Origin of the sequence: Pseudomonas sp. NPDC089547 (genome assembly GCF_050280665.1) — a bacterium.
GTDB lineage: Bacteria > Pseudomonadota > Gammaproteobacteria > Pseudomonadales > Pseudomonadaceae > Aquipseudomonas.
Genome location: NZ_JBNNVS010000011.1, coordinates 128,426 through 150,407, shown reverse-complemented (window position 1 = coordinate 150,407; position 21,982 = coordinate 128,426). Strand labels below are relative to the sequence as shown.

The window sequence follows — 21,982 nt, the reverse complement described above, 5'->3', positions numbered from 1 at the left end:
CGGCTTTTTTGTGTTTCGAGCCTAGGACTAGAGCTGCCCGAACGCTTGAATCTCAATCCGATAGCCAGGCGCGGCAAGCGGCGCACCGACGCAAGCCCGCACAGGCGGAGCTTCGCCCACCCAGGCGTCATAGACCTCGTTCATGCGATCGAACTCAGCCATATCCGCCAGCCAGATCTGCATACGCGACAGATTGGCCTTGGTAGCACCCACCTGGGCCAACCACGCCTCCAGCTGACTCAAAACACAGCGGGTCTGCTCAGTGATATCGCCGTCGAGATTCTGTGCCACGATGCCGGAAGTCTCAATCCGGCCACCGATAACAACCAGCTGACTGGCACGCTTACCTGGGTTAATACGCTCAATCATGTACCAGCTCCTTAGAACAGGACGTAGGTCTTGCGCAGCGTCTCGTGGATGTTCCAGACGCCTTCACAGTTTTCCGGGAACAGCACAGCATCACCAGCACGCAACTCAACAGGCTCACCGCCGTCGGGGGTGAAGGTGCAGGAGCCGCTTACAATGTGGCTAAACTCGCGGTTTTTCAGGTGACGACGGAAAACACCTGGGCTGCTTTCCCACACACCAATTGCTGCATTAACAGCTTCATCAGCCTGATGCTGACCAGTCGCTGCATGGGCGATTACGTCGCCGATTGGCAGCTTTGCCGGGGCCATCTCACCCAGCGGGGACTCAGCAGCTTGACGCACGACAGTAAGAACTTGGCTCATGAAAAAAATCTCCGTTTGATTGAAATGTCTGGATCAGCGCGCGCCGGCGCAAACATCCAGTGAAGATGCTTGTTGCAGGTCGAGTTTCGCGGTCTCTGGCGCAAGCCACCACGACGCCAGAGCGCCGAACAGGGAAATCGCAGCAGCAGCCAGCATGGTGGGACCAATGCCGAGTGATGCCAGAGAAATAGGCACAAGGTACGTACCAGCAGCAGCGCCGATACGTGAAAGTGAAGTAGCCAGGCCAACACCAGAGGCGCGAATCTCGGTGGGGAAAAGCTCGTTGGGATACACGTATTGCAAGACCTGCGCACCGCCGATCACAAATGCATAAGCGCCGAACAAGAACAGGACTATCGCCGGAGCTGCATCAGGGAAGAAACCCAGTACTGCTAGCGCAACCCCCGACCAGAAGAGGCTATGTATGACCATAGGCCGGCGCCCCATGCTGTTGATGACACGTGTTGCCGCAAGACAGCCGACCACAAACAAGACGGTGATGGCGATCGAGCCCACACTTGCCATGTCATCCGAGAGCTTCAGCGCCTGCAAAACTTTCGGTGCAAAGGCGTAGATTGCGAACAACGGCACAATCGAGCAGGTCCAGAACAAGGTCACGAAAACCATGCGCTTGCCGTACCCAGAATGGAACAACGAAGCAACAGACACCTTCTTCTTGCTGGCCGGCTCCGGCAGATCACGCGACGAGTAATCAGGACCATAGATCCCTTTAATGATCTCGTCCGCCTCAGCAATACGGCCCTTGCTAATCAACCAGCGCGGCGACTCTGGGGTAAGCATACGCGGCACAAACAGGAGCAGCCCTGGCACAGCGGCACTGGCCAGCACCCAGCGCCACGCATCGGCGCCACCTAGGCGCAGAAGCATCTCCCCTACCCCATAAGCTACCGCGGCCCCTACGAACCAACTCACAACCATACTCGCCAGCAAAGGACCTCGAGCCTTCCGCGGAAGGAACTCGGCGAGCAAGGAGGTGGCAATAGGCAGGTCCGCCCCAACCACCACGCCGATCAGCAACCTGTACAAGAACAGCATCCAGGCAGAATCCACCCAGAACTGGGCAATCGAAATCACTATGATCACGGCGATGTCGATCACGTAGAGCAACTTGCGGCCGTAACGGTCAGTAAACCAACCGCCTAGAAAACCGCCGAAGAACAGTCCAATCAGCGCAGCGGAGGCGATCAGGCCCTCCCAGAACAGATTGATCTGCAAGGCAGAAGACAGGTGCGACATGATCACACCGATGATGCTCAGGACATACCCGTCCAGGAACGGACTGCCAGAGGTAGAAAACGCCAATTTCTTATGGAAGCCATTAAGGGAAGCGTCTTCAATGGATCGTTTACAACTCGACATTGAAGTTTCCTTTTATATTTGTTATTGCAGTAACGCCCAGCTAATCACTGTGACGCAAGGTCCAATATTACAAGTTTACGGGCACGCCAAAGTTGCGCGCTGACGATTGTCGCGTGCTTGCTCTGTACAACTCCCTCTCCTAAATCAGTCACTTAGAGCTGCGACCATGCGTCGCGCCCCACCTGTGAATCACTATGTCACTCCTGCACGCATACCCATATAACAATTATGACAAGTAGTCGTATGAATCCCCTGGCGCTCGAAAAACCAAGGCCGCACACCCAGCTCGTCAGCAGCCCTGCCCGATCATCACATGAGATGTCCCAAACGTTATAGGGCCTTGATCAACAAGGGTGAGAGAGTGCGCGCATACGGAGACGCGCACAGCCTGCATTTGATGCTTTCCGTACAATGTTGCCCTAACGCGTTGCGTGTCCCGACTCATTCAGAGCGCGCAGCGGTAGGGTGCGTGCTTGTCTGTATATATGAACAATAAGCTGGAGTTCCCATGGCCTTCAAAAGAACCATTCACGCGGTCGACACCCACGCTGGCACCCCAATGCGTGTGATTACTGGCGGCGTCCCGCACATTCCTGGCGACACCGTATACGCCAAGATGAAATGGCTGGAAGAGAATGATGACCAGTTGCGTAAACTGATGCTGCGCGAACCGCGCGGCTATCCAGCACACTGCTGCAACATTATCGTGCCGCCCTGCCATCCTGAGGCTGACGCTGGCTATGTCATCATGGAGCAGATCGAGTATCCAGTGATGTCTGGCGGCAACACCATCTCGGTAGTGACCGTGCTGCTTGAGATGGGCATGCTGCCGATGACCGAGCCGGTGACCGAGCTTACGCTCGAAGCCCCCGCCGGCCTGATCCGAATTAAAGCCCAGTGCGAGAACGGCAAGGTCAAAGGCGTTACTTTCCAGAACGTCCCCGCCTTCGCTGCTCATCTCGATGCCGTCATCGACGTACCCCACTTGGGTAAAGTCCGCGTCGACGTCGGTTGGGGTGGCATGTTCTATGTCATCGCCGATGTACGTCAGTTCAAAGGCCTGGAACTCAAACCTGAGCACGGCGGTGAAATCGCCCGCGTTTCGTCGATGATCCGCGAGGCCGCCATTGAGCAGTTGCCGGTCGCTCACCCAGACTATCCTGGCGTAGGCATCACCATCTCGCAGTTGTCCGGCCCGTCCGACGATCCAAAAGCTGATTGGAAAAACACCGTCACCATGTCCTCTGGCACCTTCTCGTGGGATGACCCTGCCACTTGGACTGGCGCATTGGACCGCTGCCCATGCGGCACTGGCACCAGCGCCAAGATGGCGACCCTGCACGCCAAAGGTGAACTGCCGCTGAACCAGGATTTCCGCCACCAAGGCATCCTCGGCAATATCTACACCGGCCGCCTGATCCAAGAAACCACTATTGGCCAGCACAAGGCCGTGGTACCGACCGTTACCGGCACCAGCTGGATCTATGGCCTGAACACCTTCGTGCTGGATCACGACGATCCATTCACCGAAGGCTTCACCATCGGGGATATCTGGGCTTGACCTGATGGGTGGCGTCGACTGACGCGCTCGAAGACAAGGCTTCCGATTGCGTGGATCAATCGGAAGCTTTTTTTTGGCCAATAATAATTTCCAAAGGGTCAATCATGAACATAAAAAACAAGCTGACCTTAGCGTTCGCGGGCATCGCCTGCCTGCCAGTCGTGCTGGTTGCGGCCATCGTGCTGATGAACATTCGCACACAGGCTCAAAACAACTTCATGGATAGCACCTCCCGTGAGATGCGCCAAATTGAAAACGCCATGGCGATTTTCTTCGATGGCATCTCGCAGAACGTGAATGACTTCGCCAGCAATCCCCAGGTAATCGGCGCTCGCCCACTGAAGGATTACACGTCGGCCGAAGCAAGCAGCATCCCGCTATCCCCTGATCACCAGCGTCTGATGCAGGTATTCGGGCAGTTTGCCCATTCACATCCCAGTACCGCGTATCTGTCCTATGGACGTGATGACGGCACCTTCGCAACATGGCCTGAAGACCCTCAGCGGCACAGCTACGACCCCCGGCAGCGTCCGTGGTACCAGCTTGCGATGTCTCAACCCGGGAAAACACTTCGCTCCAACGCCTATTATTGGCCAGCCGACAAAGCCATCCTGCTCAGTACCGTTCGCACCATCAGCGACGACCAAGGCAACCCCAAGGGAGTGTTCGCCTTGGACGTCTCCATCAATCAACTCACGGATATCATCCGCAAAATCAAGCTGGGCAAGACTGGATACCTGATGCTAATCGAGGGTAATGGCAACGTATTGGTCGACCCGACCAACGATGAGCACAATTTCAAGCCACTCGGTAACCTGGGCCCCGGCTACGCGGAATTGGTAGGACTCGATGGGCTTGGGAAAGTCCAATTGGGCGGGCGCAATTTCATGGCCAACAGCTGGCGGTCCGAAGCATTAGGCTGGCAATTCGTCGGTTTGATCGAGGAAGACGAAGTCAAGGCAACTGCTAGACAGCTCACCTGGTTGGTCGTAGCGATTGTGGTCATCCTTTCGATCGTATTCGCTGCACTGGGAGCATGGTTCGCTAACCTGATTGTTCGCCCCATCCTGACAGTTTCAGGCGGCCTGGCAGATATCGCACAGGGTGAAGGCGACCTCACCCGCGATCTCAAGGTTCAAGGGCGGGATGAAACGGCAACACTGGCCCGCTGGTTCAACCAGTTCCTTGGAGCAATCCGCCTGCTGATACAGCGCATAAGCAATGCATCTTCGCTGCTGGACCAAGCATCATCATCCGCCACCCAAACTGCGGCTGAAATGAATGATGCCGCAGGGCGACAGCGCGAATCAGTAGAGCTGGTGTCTACTGCCTTCAATGAAATGGTGGCTACCGCCAATGAGGTCGCTCGGTCCTGCTCTGAAGCCGCAAACTCCGCCGATGATGGTCAGCGACAAGTACATGATGGCCAGAGCCGCATCGAGGAAGCCACCAGCAGCGTATCCCGGCTTAGCGAGACATTGCGCGACTCGACGATCGCTATGCAGCAGCTCGAACGCGACAGCCAAAACATCAATACCATCCTGGGAACCATCGGCGCCATTGCTGAGCAGACCAATCTACTCGCACTGAATGCCGCTATCGAGGCCGCCCGTGCAGGGGATCAGGGAAGAGGCTTTGCAGTGGTTGCCGATGAGGTACGCGCCCTTGCACGGCGCACAGGAGAATGCACCGGGGAAATAGACTCGTTACTCAGCGGCCTTGGGCGACGAACCCAGGATGTGACTCGACAAATGCAAACGTGCCTGAGCATTTCCGATACCAGCGTCGCAAATATCCGGCAGGCGCGTGAGAGCTTCGAATCAATACGTTTCTCAGTGGATCAGATCCGCGACCAGAATACGCAGATAGCAACGGCTGCGGAGGAGCAGCATCAGGTGGCTGAGGGCATCAATCGACACATCACACAGATCCATGAGGACGCATGCCTAGTCGAGCAACTCGCTGGTGATGCCAAGACTGGATCTGAGCGTTTATCCGATGTATCCACTGAACTTCAAGGACTGGTAGGCCGCTTCCGCCAGTAATACTCAACAGGGAGGAGTGCGCGAGCGTTCCTCCCAAACGGTCCAAGTCATCTTATGGCTTCTGTGCTTCCAGCTTCGAGCGGGTCAGCAGCGCATCCAAAACCACTTCGCACGCTGCCCCCCAGCTGGCACTAACAGGCTGATGCATGAGCACCTCTAAGCCGGCATAGGTAAACGTACCAGGAGTGGCGATCGATTGCCCAAGTTCGCTCAAGGACTGCTCAGGGTGGTACTGCGCCCTGGCGATACAGTCTTGCAAATTGCCTAGCACAAGCGTTCTCGCATCTTGCGCAGAGAGGCCCTTTTCACTCAGCCACTGCTGCAAATCGTGAAGCAAGAAGTAGAACCAGCCATTCATGCATGCCGCAACCGTTGCCAGCTCGAATGATGACTCATCGTTAACCACCACCAATTGCCCAAGCGGCTTCAATAGCTCCTCAGCTCGAGGGTCAGGCGGGCAAATGACAATAGTGGATTGATTGAACAGCGCGGCATAAGACAGCATGACACGCACACAGCTGGCGCCTGGGAATGCTTCGGATAGCTGCTCTAGAGAGATACCAGCCAATAAGGAAACAAGATGCTGCCCTTCACGGAATGAAACCTGAGCAGCCAACTCGTTAAGCGTTCGAGGCCGGACCCCCACAATGACGGTATCCGCTCCATCCACCACCGCCTGGTTGCTATCCATGATACGGCAGTCACACTCATCTTCGAGCAGAGCGGCGCGCTCGGCGTTTCTAGGGGACAATAGGATGGTGCCGGAATAGCCACTACGACGCAGCCCTCTCACAAGCTTATCGGCAAGCTCTCCGACCCCCAAGATACCCAAGACGCTCATGATTATCCCTCTACCATTCTGATCAGTTGCAAACTGACCGCGGTGCATAAAGGGGCTTTGACCAATAAATGCGCTGCGGCGTCATGCTTTCACTATGTCACCGTACAACCTTTGGGCATATAACGAGCGGGACGAGTAGTGGTAATTTTTATATCAATTCAAGGGCAGCGTGCCAAGCCGCCCGAGTTAGAGCACTGTGGGTGAGCAAGACCTGATCAGGCTCACCCGAAGCCTGACGCCAGCCCGGCTACTTCGCGACAACCCGCAAGCTTGGTAACTCTTTGGCGTTGACCATCGCTTCTGCCAGCCGCCGGAACGTCACCACACCCAGTGCCTTACCATTTGGAGATACAACCGTCACATCTCCGTCAGGTGCCGACACGAGCATACGAACGGCCTCCTCCACCGTTGTTCCGGCGGCAATAGTAGCGCCGGTAGAAGCAGCCCCCGCTCGAACAGGAATCATGACCGCTTCAACTTGGAGTACCCTTCCCCGATTCACTTCCTTCACGAAATTCGCGACATAGTCGTCAGCGGGGCGGAGGACAATGTCCTGGCTTGTGCCCTGCTGAATGACTTGACCGTCTCGCAAAATCGCAATCTGATCCCCCAGACGCAACGCTTCATCCAGGTCATGGGTGATGAACACAATCGTCTTTTTGATCTCCTTCTGGAGATCAAGCAGAACCGTCTGCATGTCCATACGAATCAGCGGGTCAAGCGCCGAGTAGGCTTCATCCATAAGGAGAACCGGTGCATCGTTTGCCAACGCTCGAGCCAGACCAACACGCTGCTGCATACCCCCGGACAACTGGTTCGGGTACTTCTTCTCGAATCCTTTGAGGCCTACGCGCTCAATCCAGCGCATGGCAATTTCTGTGCTTTTTGCACGTGGCAGCTTTTGGATATCGAGGCCGTAGACGGTATTTTCCAGCACATTTCGATGAGGCAGCAAAGCAAACTTCTGGAAGACCATGGCCGTCTGCTGCCGACGAAAATCTTGCAACTGGTTGGGATTCATCTTCACCACATCATCACCGTTGACCAGCACTTCGCCAGACGTCGGATCAATCAAACGGTTGATGTGGCGAATCAAGGTCGACTTACCAGACCCGGATAATCCCATGATGACCTGAATACAGCCGGCCGGCATTTCCAGGTTAATGTCGCGCAAGCCGAGCACATGCCCATGCCGTTCCATCAATTCGGTCTTCGTCATACCCGACTTCACGGCGTTGATGTGGGTCGCGGCATGCGGGCCGAAGATTTTGTAGAGATTACGGATTTTGATACCGTCGATTTTTTGCTCAGCCATGGACCACCTCCAGGTGTTTCTGAAGTCGTTGCCCGTATGCCTGGCTGACTCGATCGAAAATGATGGCAATACCCACGATGGCAAGGCCGTTGAAAATCCCAAGGGTGAAGTACTGATTGGCGATGGCTTTCAACACTGGTTGACCAAGCCCCTGTACGCCGATCATCGAAGCGATGACCACCATAGCCAGCGCCATCATGATCGTCTGGTTGATACCGGCCATGATGGTGGGCAGTGCCAATGGAAGCTGAACGTTCTTGAGCTTCTGCCAGTTAGATGAACCAAACGCGTCTGCGGCCTCTAGTACATCCTTGTCGACTAAGCGAATCCCGAGGTTAGTCATTCGGATCATCGGCGGGATCGCGTAAATGACCACCGCGATCAAGCCAGGGACCCTGCCGATGCCGAGCAACATCACCACTGGGATCAGGTAGACAAAACTCGGCATGGTTTGCATCACGTCCAGTACCGGATTGATTACCCTCTGAATACGCTCTGACCGCGCCATCAGGATCCCGATGGGCAAACCGATGATGATCGACAACACCGTACACACGAAGATCATGGAGATGGTACGCATCGAATCATCCCACATGCCGAAATATCCGATTGCCAGCAATGCGACGAGTGCTCCAATTACTACCTTGACGCTTCTGCTAGCCGCCCAAGCGATGCCCAATATGATGAGCACAATAATTGGCCACGGCGTCTGAGTCATAAACTTCTCAGAAATTAGCAAAAACTTTTGTAGCGGCGCGAAAAAACCCTCAATGGTTTCGCCATGACTACGCGTGAACGTTCTGAAGCCTTCATCAATTACTTGCTTCATGCTACGCAGAGCGTCTTCGTCCATTTGAGGAAAATCTTGAAACCAAGTCATATGCTTACCTATACCAGTTTACCAGGCTCATTTTTGTTGTTCCCGGTTGCAGGGAGCGGCGCCATCAGGCGCCACACCGGTCAGCGATTACAAAGCGGACTTAACTTTCTCAGCCGCGTCTGCATCTACCCACTTAGTCCAGATATCAGGATTTTTCTTGAGGAACTGTTTGGCACCGTCTTCACCCGTTGCCTGGTTATCCGCCATCCACGCAAGCATTTTGCTGACGGTCGCGTTCGGCCATGAGCGAGTCTTCAGATAGTTGTAAGCAGAGCCAGCTCGATCAGCAAACGACTTGGTTACAATTGTGTTGACTTCATCTGCTGGCCATTCATTAGGCTTGGGATCGGCGCACTTCTCGACTTTGTTGCAACGGTTCCACTCAGCTTCGTCATATGGCGCACCGCTGGGCAGACGCACCATCTGGTATTTTCCGAGCAACGAGGTCGGATCCCAGTAGTAACCAATCCACCCTTTCTTACGCTCGTAAGCATGAATCAGAGAACCATCATGCCCAGCCGCGGAACCTGTATCCACCAAATTGAACCCAGCCTCTTTGCCTTTATAGGCCTTGTAGTACTGGCTTGCGATGATCGTCCCACCCCACCCCTGCTGACCAGCAGACCAGGCGCCTTTGGATGGATCCTCAGGATCAGGGAACAGTTCGGGATGCTTAAATGCATCAGCAATTGTCTTAATGTCAGGGTGTTCATCGACGATGAATTTGGGGACATAGATGCCTTGCACCCCGCCTTCAGTGAACGCTTTGCTCGCGATGAGCAGCTTGCCCTCTTCAATATTCTTTTGGGTAATTGGCGGGCGCAAGCTCGTCCACGACTCGGGAGCCACGTCTGGTTTACCCTTCTCAGCCATCGATGTCAGTGTAGGGACGGTGTCACCTAGGACAATGCTCGCGTCGCACTCGTAGCCGTTCTGAAGAATAAATTTGTCCACCTCCGCGAGCAGCTCAGCTGAGGCCCAGTTCATGCTTGCGATCGTCACAGCTCCACAGTCCGCCGCGTGGGCTGCGGGTGACATCGCCGCAAAGCCAATCATAAAGGGCGTCGCTAAAAGAAGCTTCTTAAACCCGACCTGACTAACGCCAGCTTGGGAGACTACCATTCTCACACTGTTCATTCGCGACCACCCTCATTATTGATTTTATACTTGAGCTTATCTATCGGCACACAGATGCCCCAAGCTCAACTAGAGAGCAAGGTAATTATCTGTTAAACAGCGGCCGAATGCGCCGTTACTGCAAATTTTGAAGCACAGAAACCTTCTCTCGCAGATGGCGAAAGATTGACTTGTAAATTTGATCAGCTGAGCTGGAGCGCAGCATCACCAACGAATGCTCGGAGCACTCGGAATGAAGGACACTGGGTTCAGGCAAATAAAAGGCAGGGAGGTAGTCCGTTCTAACGGAGCAACCTTGGGAACAATCGTCAGCCTGGTATTCTTGTAGTTTCATGGCGATCGACTCTTCGAGACGTAGATTGATTCTGGGGTCGGGCACAACGAACGTCTATAAAGAAAAGGACGATTAACAGCAGAATTCTACATTTCAGGAGCCGGCGGAGAGCCTGGCACCAACACCCTCTTCCATGGGATCAGCCACTAGGAGAGGTGGAGAAGTTCGGGAAGCCAAGGCTCCGCCAGCTCCATGGTCCTAGCTGTAAGCTGTCTGGATAGGATAGACGATTCCCGATCAAGACCCCCATCTCGGAGGTGTCTTCCTTTTGATCGATCCAATCGTAGGGGATGAGAGGGATTCGAAGGCTGAGGGGGGGCAATCCTTAAGGCCCCGTCATAAAGCAGAGTAAGCCCACCGATGACGACCCACCCTCCGTTCTGGAGCTGTTCCAGCCTCAGCTCAGATCTCCTTCCAAGATAATCAGCTCGCGGCTTGCTGCTCGGAGCGCGAAGCTTTTCGCTTCGGCATAAGCTGGATCTTCGTAGCAAGCTTTAGCGTCGGCGTAACTGGGGAATTCGACGACGAGCACCCGGCCGTCCGCCTTGACCTCTAGCTTGGCGTCCGGCGACAAAGTCTTGATCTTGGCGCCGTACCGTTCTGCGATAGGAGTCCAAAGCCGCCCGTATTCCTGCTGCGCCTCGGCGTCAGCGACAGCAGATCCGAAAATAACCCAGTAGCCCTTCATCTTTATCTCCTATGAATGTGTTGCCACGCCCTTCAGTGCCAGATGCCATCGAAGAGCCGCGGCTTGGAACGATTAGATAAAGCTGCCCACGGCGAGTAAAAGTAGCAGGCCGATGATGACCCTTCGAGCCACATCTTCCTCTACCCGCTTTGCGATTCGAGAGCCTAGCCATACTCCAAGAACTAGCACGGGCAAGCTCATGAGACCGAGGTGAATAGACTCCCTCCCGAATAGATCCAGCGCCCAGAATGCGGGCAACGCTGCAACGTCCATCGCCAGGAATGCCGCAATGATCGACGCGCGCCCGGCCTCCAGCGCCAAGGGAGACCCGAGGAAAAAGACTATAACTGGGGGCCCACCCAAGCCCAGGGCGCCATTCAGTACACCTGCACCTGTCCCTGTTGCCGCTGTTTCCAGGAAAGACGGCATTCTACGGAGCTTGAACCCCGTAATCATCGTTAGGCAGCACGCGATGATTAGGACGGCTAACACGACCTTAACGTAGTCCCCAGGGATTTTGACCAGCAGGTAGGCACCTAAGGGGGTCGCAATAATGGAAGTGATCACAAGCACACGTATGGAAGACCAATGGACTTGACCCCAGATCGATGGCAAGAGCTTCACACCTGCGGCTATCTCAAGCACGAACATCGCCGGCACGATGGTCGACAGCGGCAACACGAAAGACAGTGACATGATCGCGAGTAACGTAAAGCCGAAGCCTGAAAAGCCGCGAGCGACCGCCGCTACAAACACGCAGCAAAGGGCGTATGCAGTGATTGAAGGTGAGACAAGTAGGAACTCAGATAACATGGGCGGTGCAACCTCTATATCCTTTGACGACTGCTACATTGAGGCGCTCAAGCTTGATTTCGTCAGGCGATACGAAGCTGCCACCGTGCTAACCATTGTGCGGTCCGTCGTTTGTGCAGGATAGGAAGGAAGTGACTCAATACATGAGAATAATGCTGCCCGCCATCTCCCGCATGGGCATGCGCATAGCCGATTACCAGAGCTTTTGGTAAGCGATGCGATACCTCGTCGGCCCGAGCCAGTGTCAGCCCCGGAACAGGCCTTGAGACCCAATGCTGCTGAACTGAACCAACGTATGCCCATTCAGGGACAGGACAGCACCAGTATCCCCACTGCTCTCACCGCTGTATTGCCTCCAAAAAATCAGTGGATTCTGCATCCTGCTTCATACGCAGGTTTATACGCTGAATCGGTGTCCTAGATTTACGCGAGTAGAGCCTCGTCTAGGCTCTGTACGAAAAGAGATGTCGCAAACACCGCATGGAACAAGCCAGTGAGACCATGGCGGCATAGCTTTTCGCAAGCTTGTCGAAGCGGGTCACGATCCTGCGGTTCTCTTTCAGCCAGCCAAACATGCGCTCGATGATGTTGCGCTGCCGGTACTTGGGCCGATCAAACAGTCTGGGTAAGCCAGGTTTGGGTTTGCGCTTCATTGAGCGCAGCGGGATGACGGGCTGCATTCGATATTGATCGCAGTAGCGGCGTAGCGCTTCGGCGTCGCAACCCTTGTCGGCAAGCAACCATTTACAGCGTTTACGTGGGCGGCCACGTTGGCTTGGGGAATGCTGACGTCGTCCAGCAAAGGCTGGGCGTAGCTAATGTCACTGGCTTGACCACCAGAGAGAAGGAGGAAGCGCAACGGTGTCCCGTTGGCGTCGCAGAGCATATGGATTTTGGTTGTAAGGCCGCCGCGACTGCGGCCTAGAGCGTGATCGGCAGGCTCGTCAGGCCCCCTTTTTTCCCGGCGCCAGAGGAGGCTCGGGTTGCGCGTACGGCGGTTAAGAAAAACCAGGGGGCTGCAACGTACTACACGGCAGCTGAAACTCACGGCGGTCGGCGAGCGCTACCTGCACCACTGCCAGGCCATGCTACTGGAAGCCGAAGCCGCTGATGAAGCCGTGGCCAGCATGAGCAGCGAACCGCGCGGGCGGTTGCGGGTGTCTTGCCCGGTGGCGCTGGCACATGCCTTCCTGCCGGATGTGATCAGCCGCTTTCTTGCGCAGTACCCGCTGGTGCAACTGGACATGGTGCTGCTCAACCGCCGGGTCGACCTGATTTCCGAAGGCATCGATGTGCCGCTGCGAGTGCGTGACCTGGGCGACGAAGACCCAGCCCTGGTTACCCGCCGCTTGCGCCAGGCGCAAATGCAACTGGTGGCCGCGCCCGGTTTTGCCGACCACATCCGTGAACCGGCTGAGCTCGCTTCACTGCCCGTACTGGGCGCCGCTGAAGCGGACCGGTTGGTGCACTTCCGCTTGTTCGGCCCCCATGGCAAGCAACAGGAAATCGCCCTGGAACCGCGCTTGGCCATTGACGATTTCGTAGTACGTAATGCTGCTGTACGGGCTGGCCTCGGCTGCACTGCCCTGCCCAGCATGTTTTGCGAGGAAGAGCTGGAGCGCGGCGAACTGGTGCGCCTGCTGCCAGACTGGTCACTGCCAGGCGGGTACTTGCAGGCGGTGTACCCGCACCGGCGGGGTGTACTGCCTGCCGTGCGGGTATGGATCGATCACCTGGCGGCATCATTCGAGGCCTGTGGAGAGCGGTATGTCTGAAAGGAAAATGAGCGAACCCGAAGTGGCAGCGTTTTGCCTGAGCCTGCCGGGTGCGCGGGAGGACTACAAATGGGGCGGTATCCGGGTGTTTTCGGTGGCCGGCAACAAGATGTTCGCGGTGCTCGACCTGGCCGGTGCCGGGTTGTCGTTCAAGGTGGCCGATGAGCTGTTTCTCGGCTATTGCGACCGCCCTGGGGTGCGGCCTGCGCCGTATCTGGCGCGGGCAAAATGGATCAGCATGGCGCTGCCCTACCCCATGGGGCGGGATGAGCTGTGTGATGTGTTGCAGCGCTCGCACCAGCTGGTGGTGCGCCGGCTGCCGAAGCGCTTGCAGGTGGGGTTGGTGATGTAGGGCAGCCTGTACCGGCCTCTTCGCGGGTGAACCCGCTCCCACAGGGGTATCACATCCCTTGAAGCCTGTGGTGTATCTGTGGGAGCGGGTTTACCCGCGAAGAGGCCGGTACTGCCACGCATCAACCAAAAGGCAGGTAGCGCCCTGCAAAAAACAGCCAGTGCGCCCAGAACACCTGATGCACCAGCACAATCCCCCAGAACACCAGCTGGTAAGAAACCTTGCGGGTCTTGTGCCGAAACACCTGCTGCGCCACCAGCGCCCCGGGCCAGCCGCCCAACAGCTCGCTGGCATGCAGCACTTTCTCGGGCGTGCGCCAGGCCTGGGTACACGCCTGCTGTTTATCCTGCCAATACAGCAGCAAACTGATCAGGCTCATCGCCGGGTACAGCGCCAGCGGCCACCAGGCCTGGTCGTTCCACGCCATGCGCGCCGCGCCCAATAAAGGCAGCAGGCACAACACCGCCAACAACAGCAGCTTCAGCCGCACGTTACGCACGCCCTCAACCCGTTGCCCACGCAGCGCCTCAGCCATGGGCGGTCGACCAGTCCACCCAGCCGAACTGCCAGGTCGCCAGAATCAGCAGGCCGAACACAATGCGGTACCAGGCAAACGCCGCGTAGCTGTGATTGGCAATGAACTTGAGCAACGCACGCACGGCAATCATGGCGAAGATGAACGACGTCACGAAACCAATGGCAAATACCGGCAGGTCGCCGGGCTGGAACAGGTCACGGTACTTGTAGCCCGAATACACCGCCGCACCGACCATCGTCGGCATCGCCAGGAAGAACGAGAACTCGGTCGCTGCCTTGCGCGACAGGCCGAACAGCAGGCCACCGATAATGGTAGAGCCGGAGCGCGAAGTACCCGGGATCATGGCCAGGCACTGGACAAAACCGATCTTCAGGGCATGGCTCCAGCGCATGTCGTCCACGTGGTCCACCTGCACGCGGTGCTCGCGACGCTCGGCCCAGAGCATGATGATGCCACCCACCACAAGTGCCGCCGCCACGGTAATCGGGTTGAACAGGTACTCGTGAATCAGGTCGGCGAACAGCACGCCCAGCACTACCGCTGGCATGAATGCCAACAGCAGGTTACCGGTAAAACGCCGCGCCTTGGGCTCGCTGGCCAGGCCGAACACCACTTCGAAAATCTTGCTGCGAAACTCCCACACCACTGCCAGGATCGCCGCCAGCTGGATGATGATGTTGAAAGCCATGGCCCGCTCGCCACCAAAACCGATCAGGTCGGCGACGATGATCTGGTGCCCGGTACTGGAGATCGGCAGAAACTCTGTCAGCCCTTCGACCACACCTAAGATGATTGCCTGGAAGGCAGTCCAAAAATCCATCATTCCCCCGGATGGAGCGCTGCTTGCTGCAGGCCCCTTGTTCTTGATTTGCTTGAAATTGCCGCACGCGGCCCGGCTGTTTTACAGCGACTGTTGGGCGCAACGCCAGTAGAAAAGTTCACGCCTGCTAAAGGTTTCATCTTGCGCGGCCGAAATCCTAGCAGAGCGGCTTTGCAATCGCTTGACGCGACCTGTTGCAGACTCTTGCGAAGATAGCACTTAGCCATTAGTCGGGTGGGGGCCTGTCGCAAAGCATGCTTGGATGCACCTCAATAAAAAGAACAATGCGGGAGCGCCTGGATGAACACTCTGAGATCTATGTCGATCAGCCGTCGCCTGTGGCTGATCCTTTGGGTGGCGGTGGCCATGCTGGTGGTGCTTGGCCTGTTGATGCTGCGCCAGATCCACGGTGACCTGTACCAGGCCAAGGCCGAAAAAACCCGCCACGTCGTGCAGACCGCAGCCGGGGTGCTGGCCTATTACCAAGGGCTGGAAGCAGCCGGCACGCTCAGCCGTGATGCCGCCCAGCAACAGGCGCTGCAAGTGGTGCGCGCGCTGCGCTACGATCACGACGACTACTTCTGGATCAACGACCTGGGGCCGAAGATGATCATGCATCCGGCCAACCCCAAACTCGATGGCCAGGACCTTTCAGCCATCCGCGACCCCGACGGCTTTGCCGTGTTCAACGAAATGGTCGCTTTGGCCCGCCAGCAGGGCGCCGGGCCCGTCAACTATCGCTGGCCCAAGCCCGGCGCCAGCGAGCCGGTGGCCAAGACTTCCTACATACAACTGTTCAAGCCCTGGGGCTGGATCATCGGGTCGGGTGTGTATGTCGATGACGTGCAGGCCGAATTCGCCCGCCAATTGCGCGACGCCTCGCTGGTGGGCGTGGGCATTGCCTTGCTGATGGCCCTGGTGGTCATGCTGATTGCCCGCAGCATCGCCCGCCCGTTGCAGGAGGCAGTGCAGGCCATGAGCAACATCGCCAGCGGCGAAAGCGACCTGACCCGGCGCCTGGACACCCATGGCCGTGACGAAATCACCCACCTGGGCGAGCACTTCAACCGCTTCAACGGCAAGCTGCAGGGGGTGGTCGGGCAGTTGCAAGGCGCGGCTCACTCGTTGGCCCAGTCCGCCGGCCACGTCGGCGACAATGCAGGGGCGGCACAGCAGCACAGTGCCCAGCAGTCGCTACAGATGGACCAGGTGGCCACGGCCGTGAACGAGGTGACTTACGCCGTGCAGGACGTAGCCAAGACTGCCGAACAGGCCGCCGGCGAAATGCAAACGGCGCAGCAACAGGTAGCCCATGGCCAGGAAGCCATCCACGGCAGCCTGGTACAGATCGATCGGCTGTCGCTTACCATCGACCAGGCCGTGCAGGTGATCCGCGACCTGGCCGGGCACAGCACGCGCATCGGCGGTGTACTCGATGTCATTCGCTCCATCGCCGAGCAGACCAACCTGCTGGCGCTAAACGCCGCCATCGAAGCGGCACGGGCCGGCGAGCAAGGCCGCGGCTTCGCCGTTGTTGCCGACGAGGTGCGCCTGCTGGCCCAGCGCACGGCGCAGTCAACGGCCGAGATCCATACGATGATCGAACACCTGCAAAGCCAGTCGGACGCCGCGGTCAAGGCCATCGACACCAGCAGCGAAGCCTCGCGTCAAACCGTCCAGCAGGCCCGCGAGGCCGGTGCAAGCCTGGATGCCATCAACCAGGCACTGACCAATCTCACCGCGTTGAATGCGTCCATCGCCAGCGCCACTTTGCAGCAAGCGCATGTGGTCGAGGAGATCAATCGCAATGTGCTGGATACCGCCGGGTTGTCCCAGCAGACAGCGGATGCCGCACGCCAGTCCAGCGATGCGGGGGTGGCGTTGGGGCAATTGAGCGAGGAGCTGGAGCAGCTGTTGAGACAATTCCGGGTATGACTTTTTCAGGAGCAGCCTCTTCGTAGTACAAGGCTGCTCCTACAAAGGTTCGCCTGCAACACATCGACCCGCTACAATCGCGCCCTTCCCCGATTGTCTCCCCAAGGATCGCCGATGTCCGGCCTTGAACTCATCGCCGCCGTCCTCGGCGTCACCGCTGTCTGGCTAACGGTCAAGCAAAACGCCTGGTGCTGGCCGATTGGCCTGGTCATGGTGCTGATCTATGGCTGGCTGTTCTACGAGGTAAAACTGTACTCGGGCATGCTGCTACAGGTGGCCTACGCGCTCCTGCAAGTCTACGGCTGGTGGCAATGGAAACGCCCCGGTCACGCTGAAGACGCTCGTCAGGTCTCCCGCCTGCAACGCCAGGCGCTGTTCACCGGCCTGGCTGCCGGGGTACTGCTGAGCGCAGCCCTGGGTGCGGCCATGGCCAACTGGACCGATGCCGCCCTGCCCTGGCTGGACGCCACCCTGACCGGTTTCAGCCTGGTGGCGCAACTGTGGATGGCCCAGAAGCGCCTGCAATGCTGGCCGCTATGGGTGGTGGTGGACATCGTCTATGTCGGCCAGTACCTGCATCAGCAGCTGTATTTCACCGCAGGCTTCTTTGCCGTGCTCACACTGATTGCCGTGCGCGGCTGGCTGGAATGGCGCCGTGACACGGCATTGGTGCAGCCATGAGCGCTCAACACGCCATGAAGGTGCTGGTGCTGTGTGGCCCCGAGTCCAGCGGTAAAAGCTGGCTCAGCGGCGTGATCCAGGCGCATTTCGGCGGCGTGGTAGTGGCCGAATACGTGCGCCACTTCATCGACCAGGAGCGGCGCGACACCTGCTACGCCGATATCCCCACCATCGCCCGGGGCCAACTGGCCTGGGAGGACCGCGCCCGCGAACAAGCCCCACCGTTGTTGATCCTGGACACCCACCTGCTCAGCAACATGCTCTGGAGCCAGGCCTTGTTCGATGACTGCCCGGCCTGGCTGGAACAGGCTTTGCTTGCAAGGCATTACGACCTGCATTTGTTGCTAAGCCCGCAAGGCGTTGACTGGGTTGCCGATGGCCAACGCAACCAGCCCGATATCAACGACCGGCAACACTTTTTCGACAACAGCCTCGCCTGGCTGAAACGGCACAATCAGGCGCACCAGATACTTGAGGGCGATTGGCCACAGCGCCAATTGCAGGCCTTGCAAGCCGTTGCTATGCTGCTTGATAGCAATGCGCCATCCTGCCCGACCGAGTGTTAAGCCACTGACACAGGTGGGTGGGTCAAAGCCCCCGAAAATGCGGGGGTTCCCCCCGCTCCGGGGCCAGTGTCAAGCCAGTGAAACACCCCTGCAAAATCCCTTCCAGTCAAAGCCAGCGCTGGCTTAGGCCGCACCACTGCGCGCAGTCTGTATCACCGCTGAGACAAAATACGCCGCAATTTCTCAACCCATTGCCTTAACCTGTTGATCTGCAAACAATTCTCAAAAACGGCACACCTTCTGCTCTGTTGTTCGCATCGCTGAACAAGGCCAGCGCTCAAAGAAGGAGTTGCCGTCGTGAGGAAGAGTGACAAACGCCTCTATCACTGGGTGCTGGTGGGTTGTGTATTGGGCTCGCTGAGCCTTGCGGCCCAGGCGGACAACGGGATCATCATCATCAAGCGCGACGTGCAGGTACGCAACGCGACCATACCGCCCTTGATCCCCGACCCGAGCCCCACCACTGTCAACGCCAACCCTTCTGCCTATGTGCTCAAGCAAACCAATGAACTGAGTGATGGCGACTTCGCCAGCATCAGCAGTGGCGCAGGCATCAGCAACATGATCACCCAGCAAACCAACAACCTGGGTGGCAACCTCGGTAACCAGAACCAGTTGCCCAACCTGTCGGGCGGTCGCGGTACGGGCGGCTCGGGTAATGGCATCTCGAACATGGTCAATTCAAGTGTGCAGCGCGGCCTCGCGCCGTTGCAGATCCTGACCGGCGGGGGCAAGTGACATGAAGCACATGCTGCTGATCCTGGCCACCCTGTGCAGTGCTCCGGCCCTCGCCGAGTCGCTGGTTCCCGTCATCAATAACGCCGACATCAACAACTCCGGCAGCCGCTACCAGGGCAACCTCTCGGTCAACCAGGCCGCTGGCGACAAGCAGCAACAGGTCAACGCGCGTGCCATTGCCGTGGGGCCTGAAGCCAACGCCAGCACGCAGATCCGCCAACGGCTGGACACACCCGCAGACACCGCCATGGATGCCCGCTCGACTATCCAGGGCAACGCGTTCAGCAACGGCAGTGGGGCGCTGGGCGTGAACCAGAGTGCCGGTGCCAATACCCAGCAAGCCAACGCCCTGAGCATCACCCTCAGTACGCAACCGCAAAGCATCGACGACAGCGTCCTCATGCAACAGAACGTGGCGCTGCTCAACAACTCCGGAGCAACTGACATCCCGGCCGGCTATCGCCAGGTCACCACAAGTGACCAGGCCTTCACCGGTAGCCGTGGGGTGATCCAGTTGAACCAGAGTGCCGGGGTGGGAAACCGAATGGCCAACACCTTGAGCATCCGGGTCGCGGATTGACCCTTCCAGTTAAGAACAACACTTAACCTAAATAGAGTACGGAGAATCACCATGAAACCCTCGATGGCAATCAAGCCTCTGGTTTTCGCAATTGCTGCGGTCATGGCTGTTGCTGTACAAGCTGACCAAAACGACCGGCGTGGCGGGCACCACAATGGCCACAATAATCACGGCCAGCACACGCCTCCTCCAACCAAGATCCCGGTGTATGCAACGGCCAATGCCTGGGATACCCAGTCCAGTACTGATAACCGCATCACCAACCAGGGCACTATCAACGAAGCCGAAATGAGTGACTCGGGCACGGGTTCCAGCGGCAACGTCGGCATCAACGTGGCGGCCGGTAACGGCAACCAGCAGGACAACGCCGCTGCCATTGCCAACGCCGGCTCCGAATCCAGCCTGGACAACAGCTTCGTGTTCGGCATGGCCAATGCTACTGCCGACGTGCAGCAAACCAGCGACAACAACCGGGTGGACAACTACTCGACCCAGTCGTCGGCTTTGATGAGCGGCTCGGCCAGTGGGGCTGAGGGCAACATCGGCATCAACATCGCCGGTGGCGACCTCAACCAACAGAAAAACACCATGGCCATCGCCAACACCGGTGCCCCATTGGGTAACGCCACTGCCACGGCTTCTGCCGAACAGGATGGCCCAGGCCTGGTCGTGAACAACGCGGCTGACCGCACCTATCGCGTTGACACGATCACCATCACCACCTCGGCCAGTGGCTCGAGCTCGCGTGATGGCACGTTCAACTCGACCGACGACCGCAGCTCGTCGTCGAGCTTCAGCGTGGCCGGCTCGCAAAGCGCCAGCTCCAGTGGCTCCAGTGGCTGGAACTCCAGCGGTTCGAAAACCAGCAACGCCAGTGGCTCCAGCAGCATGACGGCAAGCGGCTCCAATGGCTGGAATGCCAGCGGTTCTGCCAGCGGCAGCAACAGCTCGTCGAGCAGCGCCAACCTGAACGCTTCGCTGGACGCTGCAGCCAACGCTACGCGCACCTTCACAACCGATGACGGCCGTCGCGAGCGCACCCGCTCCAGCACCTTCGATGGTTCGCTGAGTGCATCGCTGGATGTTTCGGTCGACAAGTCGCGCGAAAGTGCATACGACTCGTCGTTCGAAAAAGCCTTCGACTCCAGCTACGACAAGGCGCGTGACTCTTCGTACGACAAGTCCAAAGAGTCTTCTTACACCAAGTCTCACGACTCTTCGTACGAGAATGCTTCGGCGTCTGACTTCTCGAAGTCTGGCGAAAAATCGAAGCAATCCTCGAACGACGTTTCGAAGAGCTACAGCGAAAGCAGTGCTTACGACTTGAGCAATACCGTGTCCTTCCAAGTGCTGACCCCGACCGGCTGGGCCAACCCTGTTACCAATACTGCAACCCTTAGCGGTTCGGTCAACGGTGGCAGCGGCAACCTGGGCGTGAACGTGGCAGCCGGTGTGGGCAACCAGCAGAGCAACTCGCTGGCCATCTCCAACACCTCGTTCTAAACGCTGCGCTTGAGGCCCCCTTCGGGGGGCCTTTCTTCAACACCCACCGGAAGGCATCCGATCATGCGCATTATCGCCTTGGCGTTTTTGCTGTGCCTGGCCAGCGTGAGCGAAGCTGCACAAATGCCGCTGTCCGTCCTGCCGGGCGGTGCCGTGGTATTCAAGCCCATCCAGAGCGTGCGTGAACGCAAGTTCGCCGACCTGGTGCAACAGAAAACCGACTTCAGCTGCGGCGCCGCCGCACTGGCGACCATCCTGCGCCAGGCCTACTGGCTGGATGTGGACGAACATCAGATCATCGAAGGCATGCTGGCCCACGCCGACCAGGACCTGGTGCGCACGCAAGGCTTTTCGATGCTCGACATGAAACGCTACGTCGAAAGCCTGGGGATGCGCGCCCGCGGTTACCGGGTTGCGCCCGACACCCTTCACAGCGTACGCATCCCGGTCGTGGTGCTGATGGATGTGCGCGGCTACAAGCACTTCGTGGTCATGCAGAAGGTCGACAAAGGCTGGGTGTATGTCGGTGACCCGGTACTGGGCCATCGGCGCTACAAAGTCGACGACTTCCTAAAAGGCTGGAACGGCATCATCTTCGCCGTGATCGGCCAGGGTTACGACAAGAACAACATCCTGCTCGACCCACCCCTGCCGCTGACCGCCAAGGGCCGGGTGGACAACTTCACCCCAGTGAAGGACGCCGAGCTGCTGGATTTCGGCTTCATCAAAAGCGACTTCTTCTAACGACTGTTCTAATGACAAGGAGCAT

The 21,982-nt window shown here is 57.8% G+C and carries 21 protein-coding genes and 3 pseudogenes; 12 read left to right on the top strand and 12 right to left on the bottom strand.

Annotated elements, in window-relative coordinates; genetic code table 11:
• Positions 1-27 precede the first annotated feature (27 nt).
• The 3 genes from ACQKPZ_RS10840 to ACQKPZ_RS10830 are packed head-to-tail and all read right to left on the bottom strand — an operon-like array spanning position 28 to position 2,111.
• The gene (locus ACQKPZ_RS10840; protein ID WP_400693167.1) at positions 28-369 is read right to left on the bottom strand and encodes a RidA family protein; all 342 of its coding nucleotides are present in this window, start codon (positions 367-369) and stop codon (positions 28-30) included.
• 11 nt (positions 370-380) lie between these two features.
• On the bottom strand, positions 381-731 hold the full coding sequence (locus ACQKPZ_RS10835; protein ID WP_427537672.1) for a cupin domain-containing protein: 351 nt from the start codon (positions 729-731) through the stop codon (positions 381-383).
• A gap of 33 nt (positions 732-764) precedes the next feature.
• On the bottom strand, positions 765-2,111 hold the full coding sequence (locus ACQKPZ_RS10830; protein ID WP_427537669.1) for an MFS transporter: 1,347 nt from the start codon (positions 2,109-2,111) through the stop codon (positions 765-767).
• A gap of 508 nt (positions 2,112-2,619) precedes the next feature.
• Between ACQKPZ_RS10830 and ACQKPZ_RS10825 the strand changes: the two genes are divergently transcribed.
• From ACQKPZ_RS10825 to ACQKPZ_RS10815, 3 genes and pseudogenes are all read left to right on the top strand, one after another.
• Positions 2,620-3,672, top strand: coding sequence for a proline racemase family protein (locus ACQKPZ_RS10825; RefSeq protein ID WP_400693177.1), 1,053 nt, complete (start codon positions 2,620-2,622; stop codon positions 3,670-3,672).
• A 104-nt stretch (positions 3,673-3,776) separates the two neighbouring features.
• Positions 3,777-4,859 (top strand): annotated as a pseudogene (locus tag ACQKPZ_RS10820) (cache domain-containing protein); the annotation flags it as partial.
• Positions 4,860-4,949: 90 nt separating this feature from the next.
• Positions 4,950-5,717 (top strand): methyl-accepting chemotaxis protein, encoded by a 768-nt coding sequence (locus ACQKPZ_RS10815; protein ID WP_427537689.1) that lies wholly within the window; start codon positions 4,950-4,952, stop codon positions 5,715-5,717.
• A 52-nt stretch (positions 5,718-5,769) separates the two neighbouring features.
• On the opposite strand, the gene ACQKPZ_RS10810 is transcribed toward ACQKPZ_RS10815, so the two are convergent.
• The 7 genes and pseudogenes from ACQKPZ_RS10810 to ACQKPZ_RS10780 all read right to left on the bottom strand — a co-directional run.
• Entirely contained in the window at positions 5,770-6,558 is a 789-nt protein-coding gene (locus ACQKPZ_RS10810; protein ID WP_427537666.1) for an NAD(P)-binding domain-containing protein, read from the bottom strand.
• Positions 6,559-6,805: 247 nt separating this feature from the next.
• The gene (locus ACQKPZ_RS10805; RefSeq protein ID WP_427537663.1) at positions 6,806-7,873 is read right to left on the bottom strand and encodes a quaternary amine ABC transporter ATP-binding protein; all 1,068 of its coding nucleotides are present in this window, start codon (positions 7,871-7,873) and stop codon (positions 6,806-6,808) included.
• The gene (locus ACQKPZ_RS10800; RefSeq protein ID WP_427537660.1) at positions 7,866-8,726 is read right to left on the bottom strand and encodes an ABC transporter permease; all 861 of its coding nucleotides are present in this window, start codon (positions 8,724-8,726) and stop codon (positions 7,866-7,868) included. The genes ACQKPZ_RS10805 and ACQKPZ_RS10800 overlap by 8 nt, the downstream gene beginning before the upstream one ends.
• A 114-nt stretch (positions 8,727-8,840) precedes the next feature.
• Entirely contained in the window at positions 8,841-9,890 is a 1,050-nt protein-coding gene (locus ACQKPZ_RS10795; protein ID WP_427537657.1) for an ABC transporter substrate-binding protein, read from the bottom strand.
• 731 nt (positions 9,891-10,621) lie between these two features.
• Positions 10,622-10,912, bottom strand: a complete 291-nt coding sequence (locus ACQKPZ_RS10790) for a DUF1330 domain-containing protein (RefSeq protein WP_427537654.1) — start codon at positions 10,910-10,912, stop codon at positions 10,622-10,624.
• Between the two features lie 72 nt (positions 10,913-10,984).
• Positions 10,985-11,725, bottom strand: a complete 741-nt coding sequence (locus ACQKPZ_RS10785; RefSeq protein WP_427537651.1) for a sulfite exporter TauE/SafE family protein — start codon at positions 11,723-11,725, stop codon at positions 10,985-10,987.
• A gap of 443 nt (positions 11,726-12,168) precedes the next feature.
• Positions 12,169-12,724, bottom strand: a pseudogene (locus tag ACQKPZ_RS10780) (IS5 family transposase); the annotation flags it as partial.
• 5 nt (positions 12,725-12,729) lie between these two features.
• Here ACQKPZ_RS10780 and ACQKPZ_RS10775 point away from each other — a divergent pair.
• Together ACQKPZ_RS10775 and ACQKPZ_RS10770 are read left to right on the top strand one after the other, a co-directional pair.
• Positions 12,730-13,500, top strand: a pseudogene (locus tag ACQKPZ_RS10775) (LysR substrate-binding domain-containing protein); the annotation flags it as partial.
• Complete coding sequence (locus tag ACQKPZ_RS10770; protein ID WP_427537648.1) at positions 13,493-13,852, top strand: MmcQ/YjbR family DNA-binding protein; 360 nt, start codon at positions 13,493-13,495, stop codon at positions 13,850-13,852. The pseudogene ACQKPZ_RS10775 and the gene ACQKPZ_RS10770, both read left to right, overlap by 8 nt.
• Positions 13,853-13,973: 121 nt before the next feature.
• On the opposite strand, the gene ACQKPZ_RS10765 is transcribed toward ACQKPZ_RS10770, so the two are convergent.
• Positions 13,974-14,387 (bottom strand): DUF1294 domain-containing protein, encoded by a 414-nt coding sequence (locus tag ACQKPZ_RS10765; RefSeq protein WP_427537645.1) that lies wholly within the window; start codon positions 14,385-14,387, stop codon positions 13,974-13,976.
• A complete protein-coding gene (locus tag ACQKPZ_RS10760) occupies positions 14,380-15,210 on the bottom strand; it encodes an undecaprenyl-diphosphate phosphatase (protein ID WP_391133265.1) in 831 nt (276 codons plus the stop codon). The genes ACQKPZ_RS10765 and ACQKPZ_RS10760 overlap by 8 nt, the downstream gene beginning before the upstream one ends.
• Positions 15,211-15,510: 300 nt before the next feature.
• On the opposite strand from ACQKPZ_RS10760, the gene mcpP reads away from it, so the two are divergent.
• The 7 genes from mcpP (at position 15,511) to ACQKPZ_RS10725 (ending at position 21,957) form a co-directional block, all read left to right on the top strand.
• Complete coding sequence (gene mcpP / locus ACQKPZ_RS10755) at positions 15,511-17,145, top strand: methyl-accepting chemotaxis protein McpP (RefSeq protein WP_427537642.1); 1,635 nt, start codon at positions 15,511-15,513, stop codon at positions 17,143-17,145.
• A gap of 114 nt (positions 17,146-17,259) precedes the next feature.
• Complete coding sequence (gene pnuC / locus ACQKPZ_RS10750; protein ID WP_427537639.1) at positions 17,260-17,826, top strand: nicotinamide riboside transporter PnuC; 567 nt, start codon at positions 17,260-17,262, stop codon at positions 17,824-17,826.
• Positions 17,823-18,392 (top strand): AAA family ATPase, encoded by a 570-nt coding sequence (locus tag ACQKPZ_RS10745; RefSeq protein WP_427537636.1) that lies wholly within the window; start codon positions 17,823-17,825, stop codon positions 18,390-18,392. Before pnuC ends, ACQKPZ_RS10745 begins: the two co-directional genes overlap by 4 nt.
• A 297-nt stretch (positions 18,393-18,689) precedes the next feature.
• On the top strand, positions 18,690-19,130 hold the full coding sequence (locus tag ACQKPZ_RS10740; protein WP_391133254.1) for a hypothetical protein: 441 nt from the start codon (positions 18,690-18,692) through the stop codon (positions 19,128-19,130).
• A 1-nt stretch (position 19,131) separates the two neighbouring features.
• Positions 19,132-19,710: an adhesin gene (locus tag ACQKPZ_RS10735; protein ID WP_427537633.1), complete on the top strand. Its 579-nt coding sequence runs from the start codon at positions 19,132-19,134 to the stop codon at positions 19,708-19,710.
• A 51-nt stretch (positions 19,711-19,761) separates the two neighbouring features.
• Positions 19,762-21,213, top strand: coding sequence for a heme utilization protein (locus ACQKPZ_RS10730; RefSeq protein ID WP_427537630.1), 1,452 nt, complete (start codon positions 19,762-19,764; stop codon positions 21,211-21,213).
• Positions 21,214-21,276: 63 nt separating this feature from the next.
• Positions 21,277-21,957 carry a C39 family peptidase gene (locus tag ACQKPZ_RS10725; protein ID WP_391133246.1) on the top strand — a complete coding sequence of 227 codons (681 nt, stop codon included), beginning with the start codon at positions 21,277-21,279 and terminating at the stop codon, positions 21,955-21,957.
• Positions 21,958-21,982: the final 25 nt, after the last annotated feature.

Excerpts from the sequence above, each read along its gene's own strand:
- ACQKPZ_RS10840 (WP_400693167.1), bottom strand. The coding sequence starts at position 369 with ATGATTGAGCGTATTAACCCAGGTAAGCGTGCCAGTCAGCTGGTTGTT.
- ACQKPZ_RS10835 (WP_427537672.1), bottom strand. The coding sequence starts at position 731 with ATGAGCCAAGTTCTTACTGTCGTGCGTCAAGCTGCTGAGTCCCCGCTG.
- ACQKPZ_RS10830 (WP_427537669.1), bottom strand. The coding sequence starts at position 2,111 with ATGTCGAGTTGTAAACGATCCATTGAAGACGCTTCCCTTAATGGCTTC.
- ACQKPZ_RS10825 (WP_400693177.1), top strand. The coding sequence starts at position 2,620 with ATGGCCTTCAAAAGAACCATTCACGCGGTCGACACCCACGCTGGCACC.
- ACQKPZ_RS10815 (WP_427537689.1), top strand. The coding sequence starts at position 4,950 with ATGAATGATGCCGCAGGGCGACAGCGCGAATCAGTAGAGCTGGTGTCT.
- ACQKPZ_RS10810 (WP_427537666.1), bottom strand. The coding sequence starts at position 6,558 with ATGAGCGTCTTGGGTATCTTGGGGGTCGGAGAGCTTGCCGATAAGCTT.
- ACQKPZ_RS10805 (WP_427537663.1), bottom strand. The coding sequence starts at position 7,873 with ATGGCTGAGCAAAAAATCGACGGTATCAAAATCCGTAATCTCTACAAA.
- ACQKPZ_RS10800 (WP_427537660.1), bottom strand. The coding sequence starts at position 8,726 with ATGGACGAAGACGCTCTGCGTAGCATGAAGCAAGTAATTGATGAAGGC.
- ACQKPZ_RS10795 (WP_427537657.1), bottom strand. The coding sequence starts at position 9,890 with ATGAACAGTGTGAGAATGGTAGTCTCCCAAGCTGGCGTTAGTCAGGTC.
- ACQKPZ_RS10790 (WP_427537654.1), bottom strand. The coding sequence starts at position 10,912 with ATGAAGGGCTACTGGGTTATTTTCGGATCTGCTGTCGCTGACGCCGAG.
- ACQKPZ_RS10785 (WP_427537651.1), bottom strand. The coding sequence starts at position 11,725 with ATGTTATCTGAGTTCCTACTTGTCTCACCTTCAATCACTGCATACGCC.
- ACQKPZ_RS10770 (WP_427537648.1), top strand. The coding sequence starts at position 13,493 with ATGTCTGAAAGGAAAATGAGCGAACCCGAAGTGGCAGCGTTTTGCCTG.
- ACQKPZ_RS10765 (WP_427537645.1), bottom strand. The coding sequence starts at position 14,387 with ATGGCTGAGGCGCTGCGTGGGCAACGGGTTGAGGGCGTGCGTAACGTG.
- ACQKPZ_RS10760 (WP_391133265.1), bottom strand. The coding sequence starts at position 15,210 with ATGGATTTTTGGACTGCCTTCCAGGCAATCATCTTAGGTGTGGTCGAA.
- mcpP (WP_427537642.1), top strand. The coding sequence starts at position 15,511 with ATGAACACTCTGAGATCTATGTCGATCAGCCGTCGCCTGTGGCTGATC.
- pnuC (WP_427537639.1), top strand. The coding sequence starts at position 17,260 with ATGTCCGGCCTTGAACTCATCGCCGCCGTCCTCGGCGTCACCGCTGTC.
- ACQKPZ_RS10745 (WP_427537636.1), top strand. The coding sequence starts at position 17,823 with ATGAGCGCTCAACACGCCATGAAGGTGCTGGTGCTGTGTGGCCCCGAG.
- ACQKPZ_RS10735 (WP_427537633.1), top strand. The coding sequence starts at position 19,132 with ATGAAGCACATGCTGCTGATCCTGGCCACCCTGTGCAGTGCTCCGGCC.
- ACQKPZ_RS10730 (WP_427537630.1), top strand. The coding sequence starts at position 19,762 with ATGAAACCCTCGATGGCAATCAAGCCTCTGGTTTTCGCAATTGCTGCG.
- ACQKPZ_RS10725 (WP_391133246.1), top strand. The coding sequence starts at position 21,277 with ATGCGCATTATCGCCTTGGCGTTTTTGCTGTGCCTGGCCAGCGTGAGC.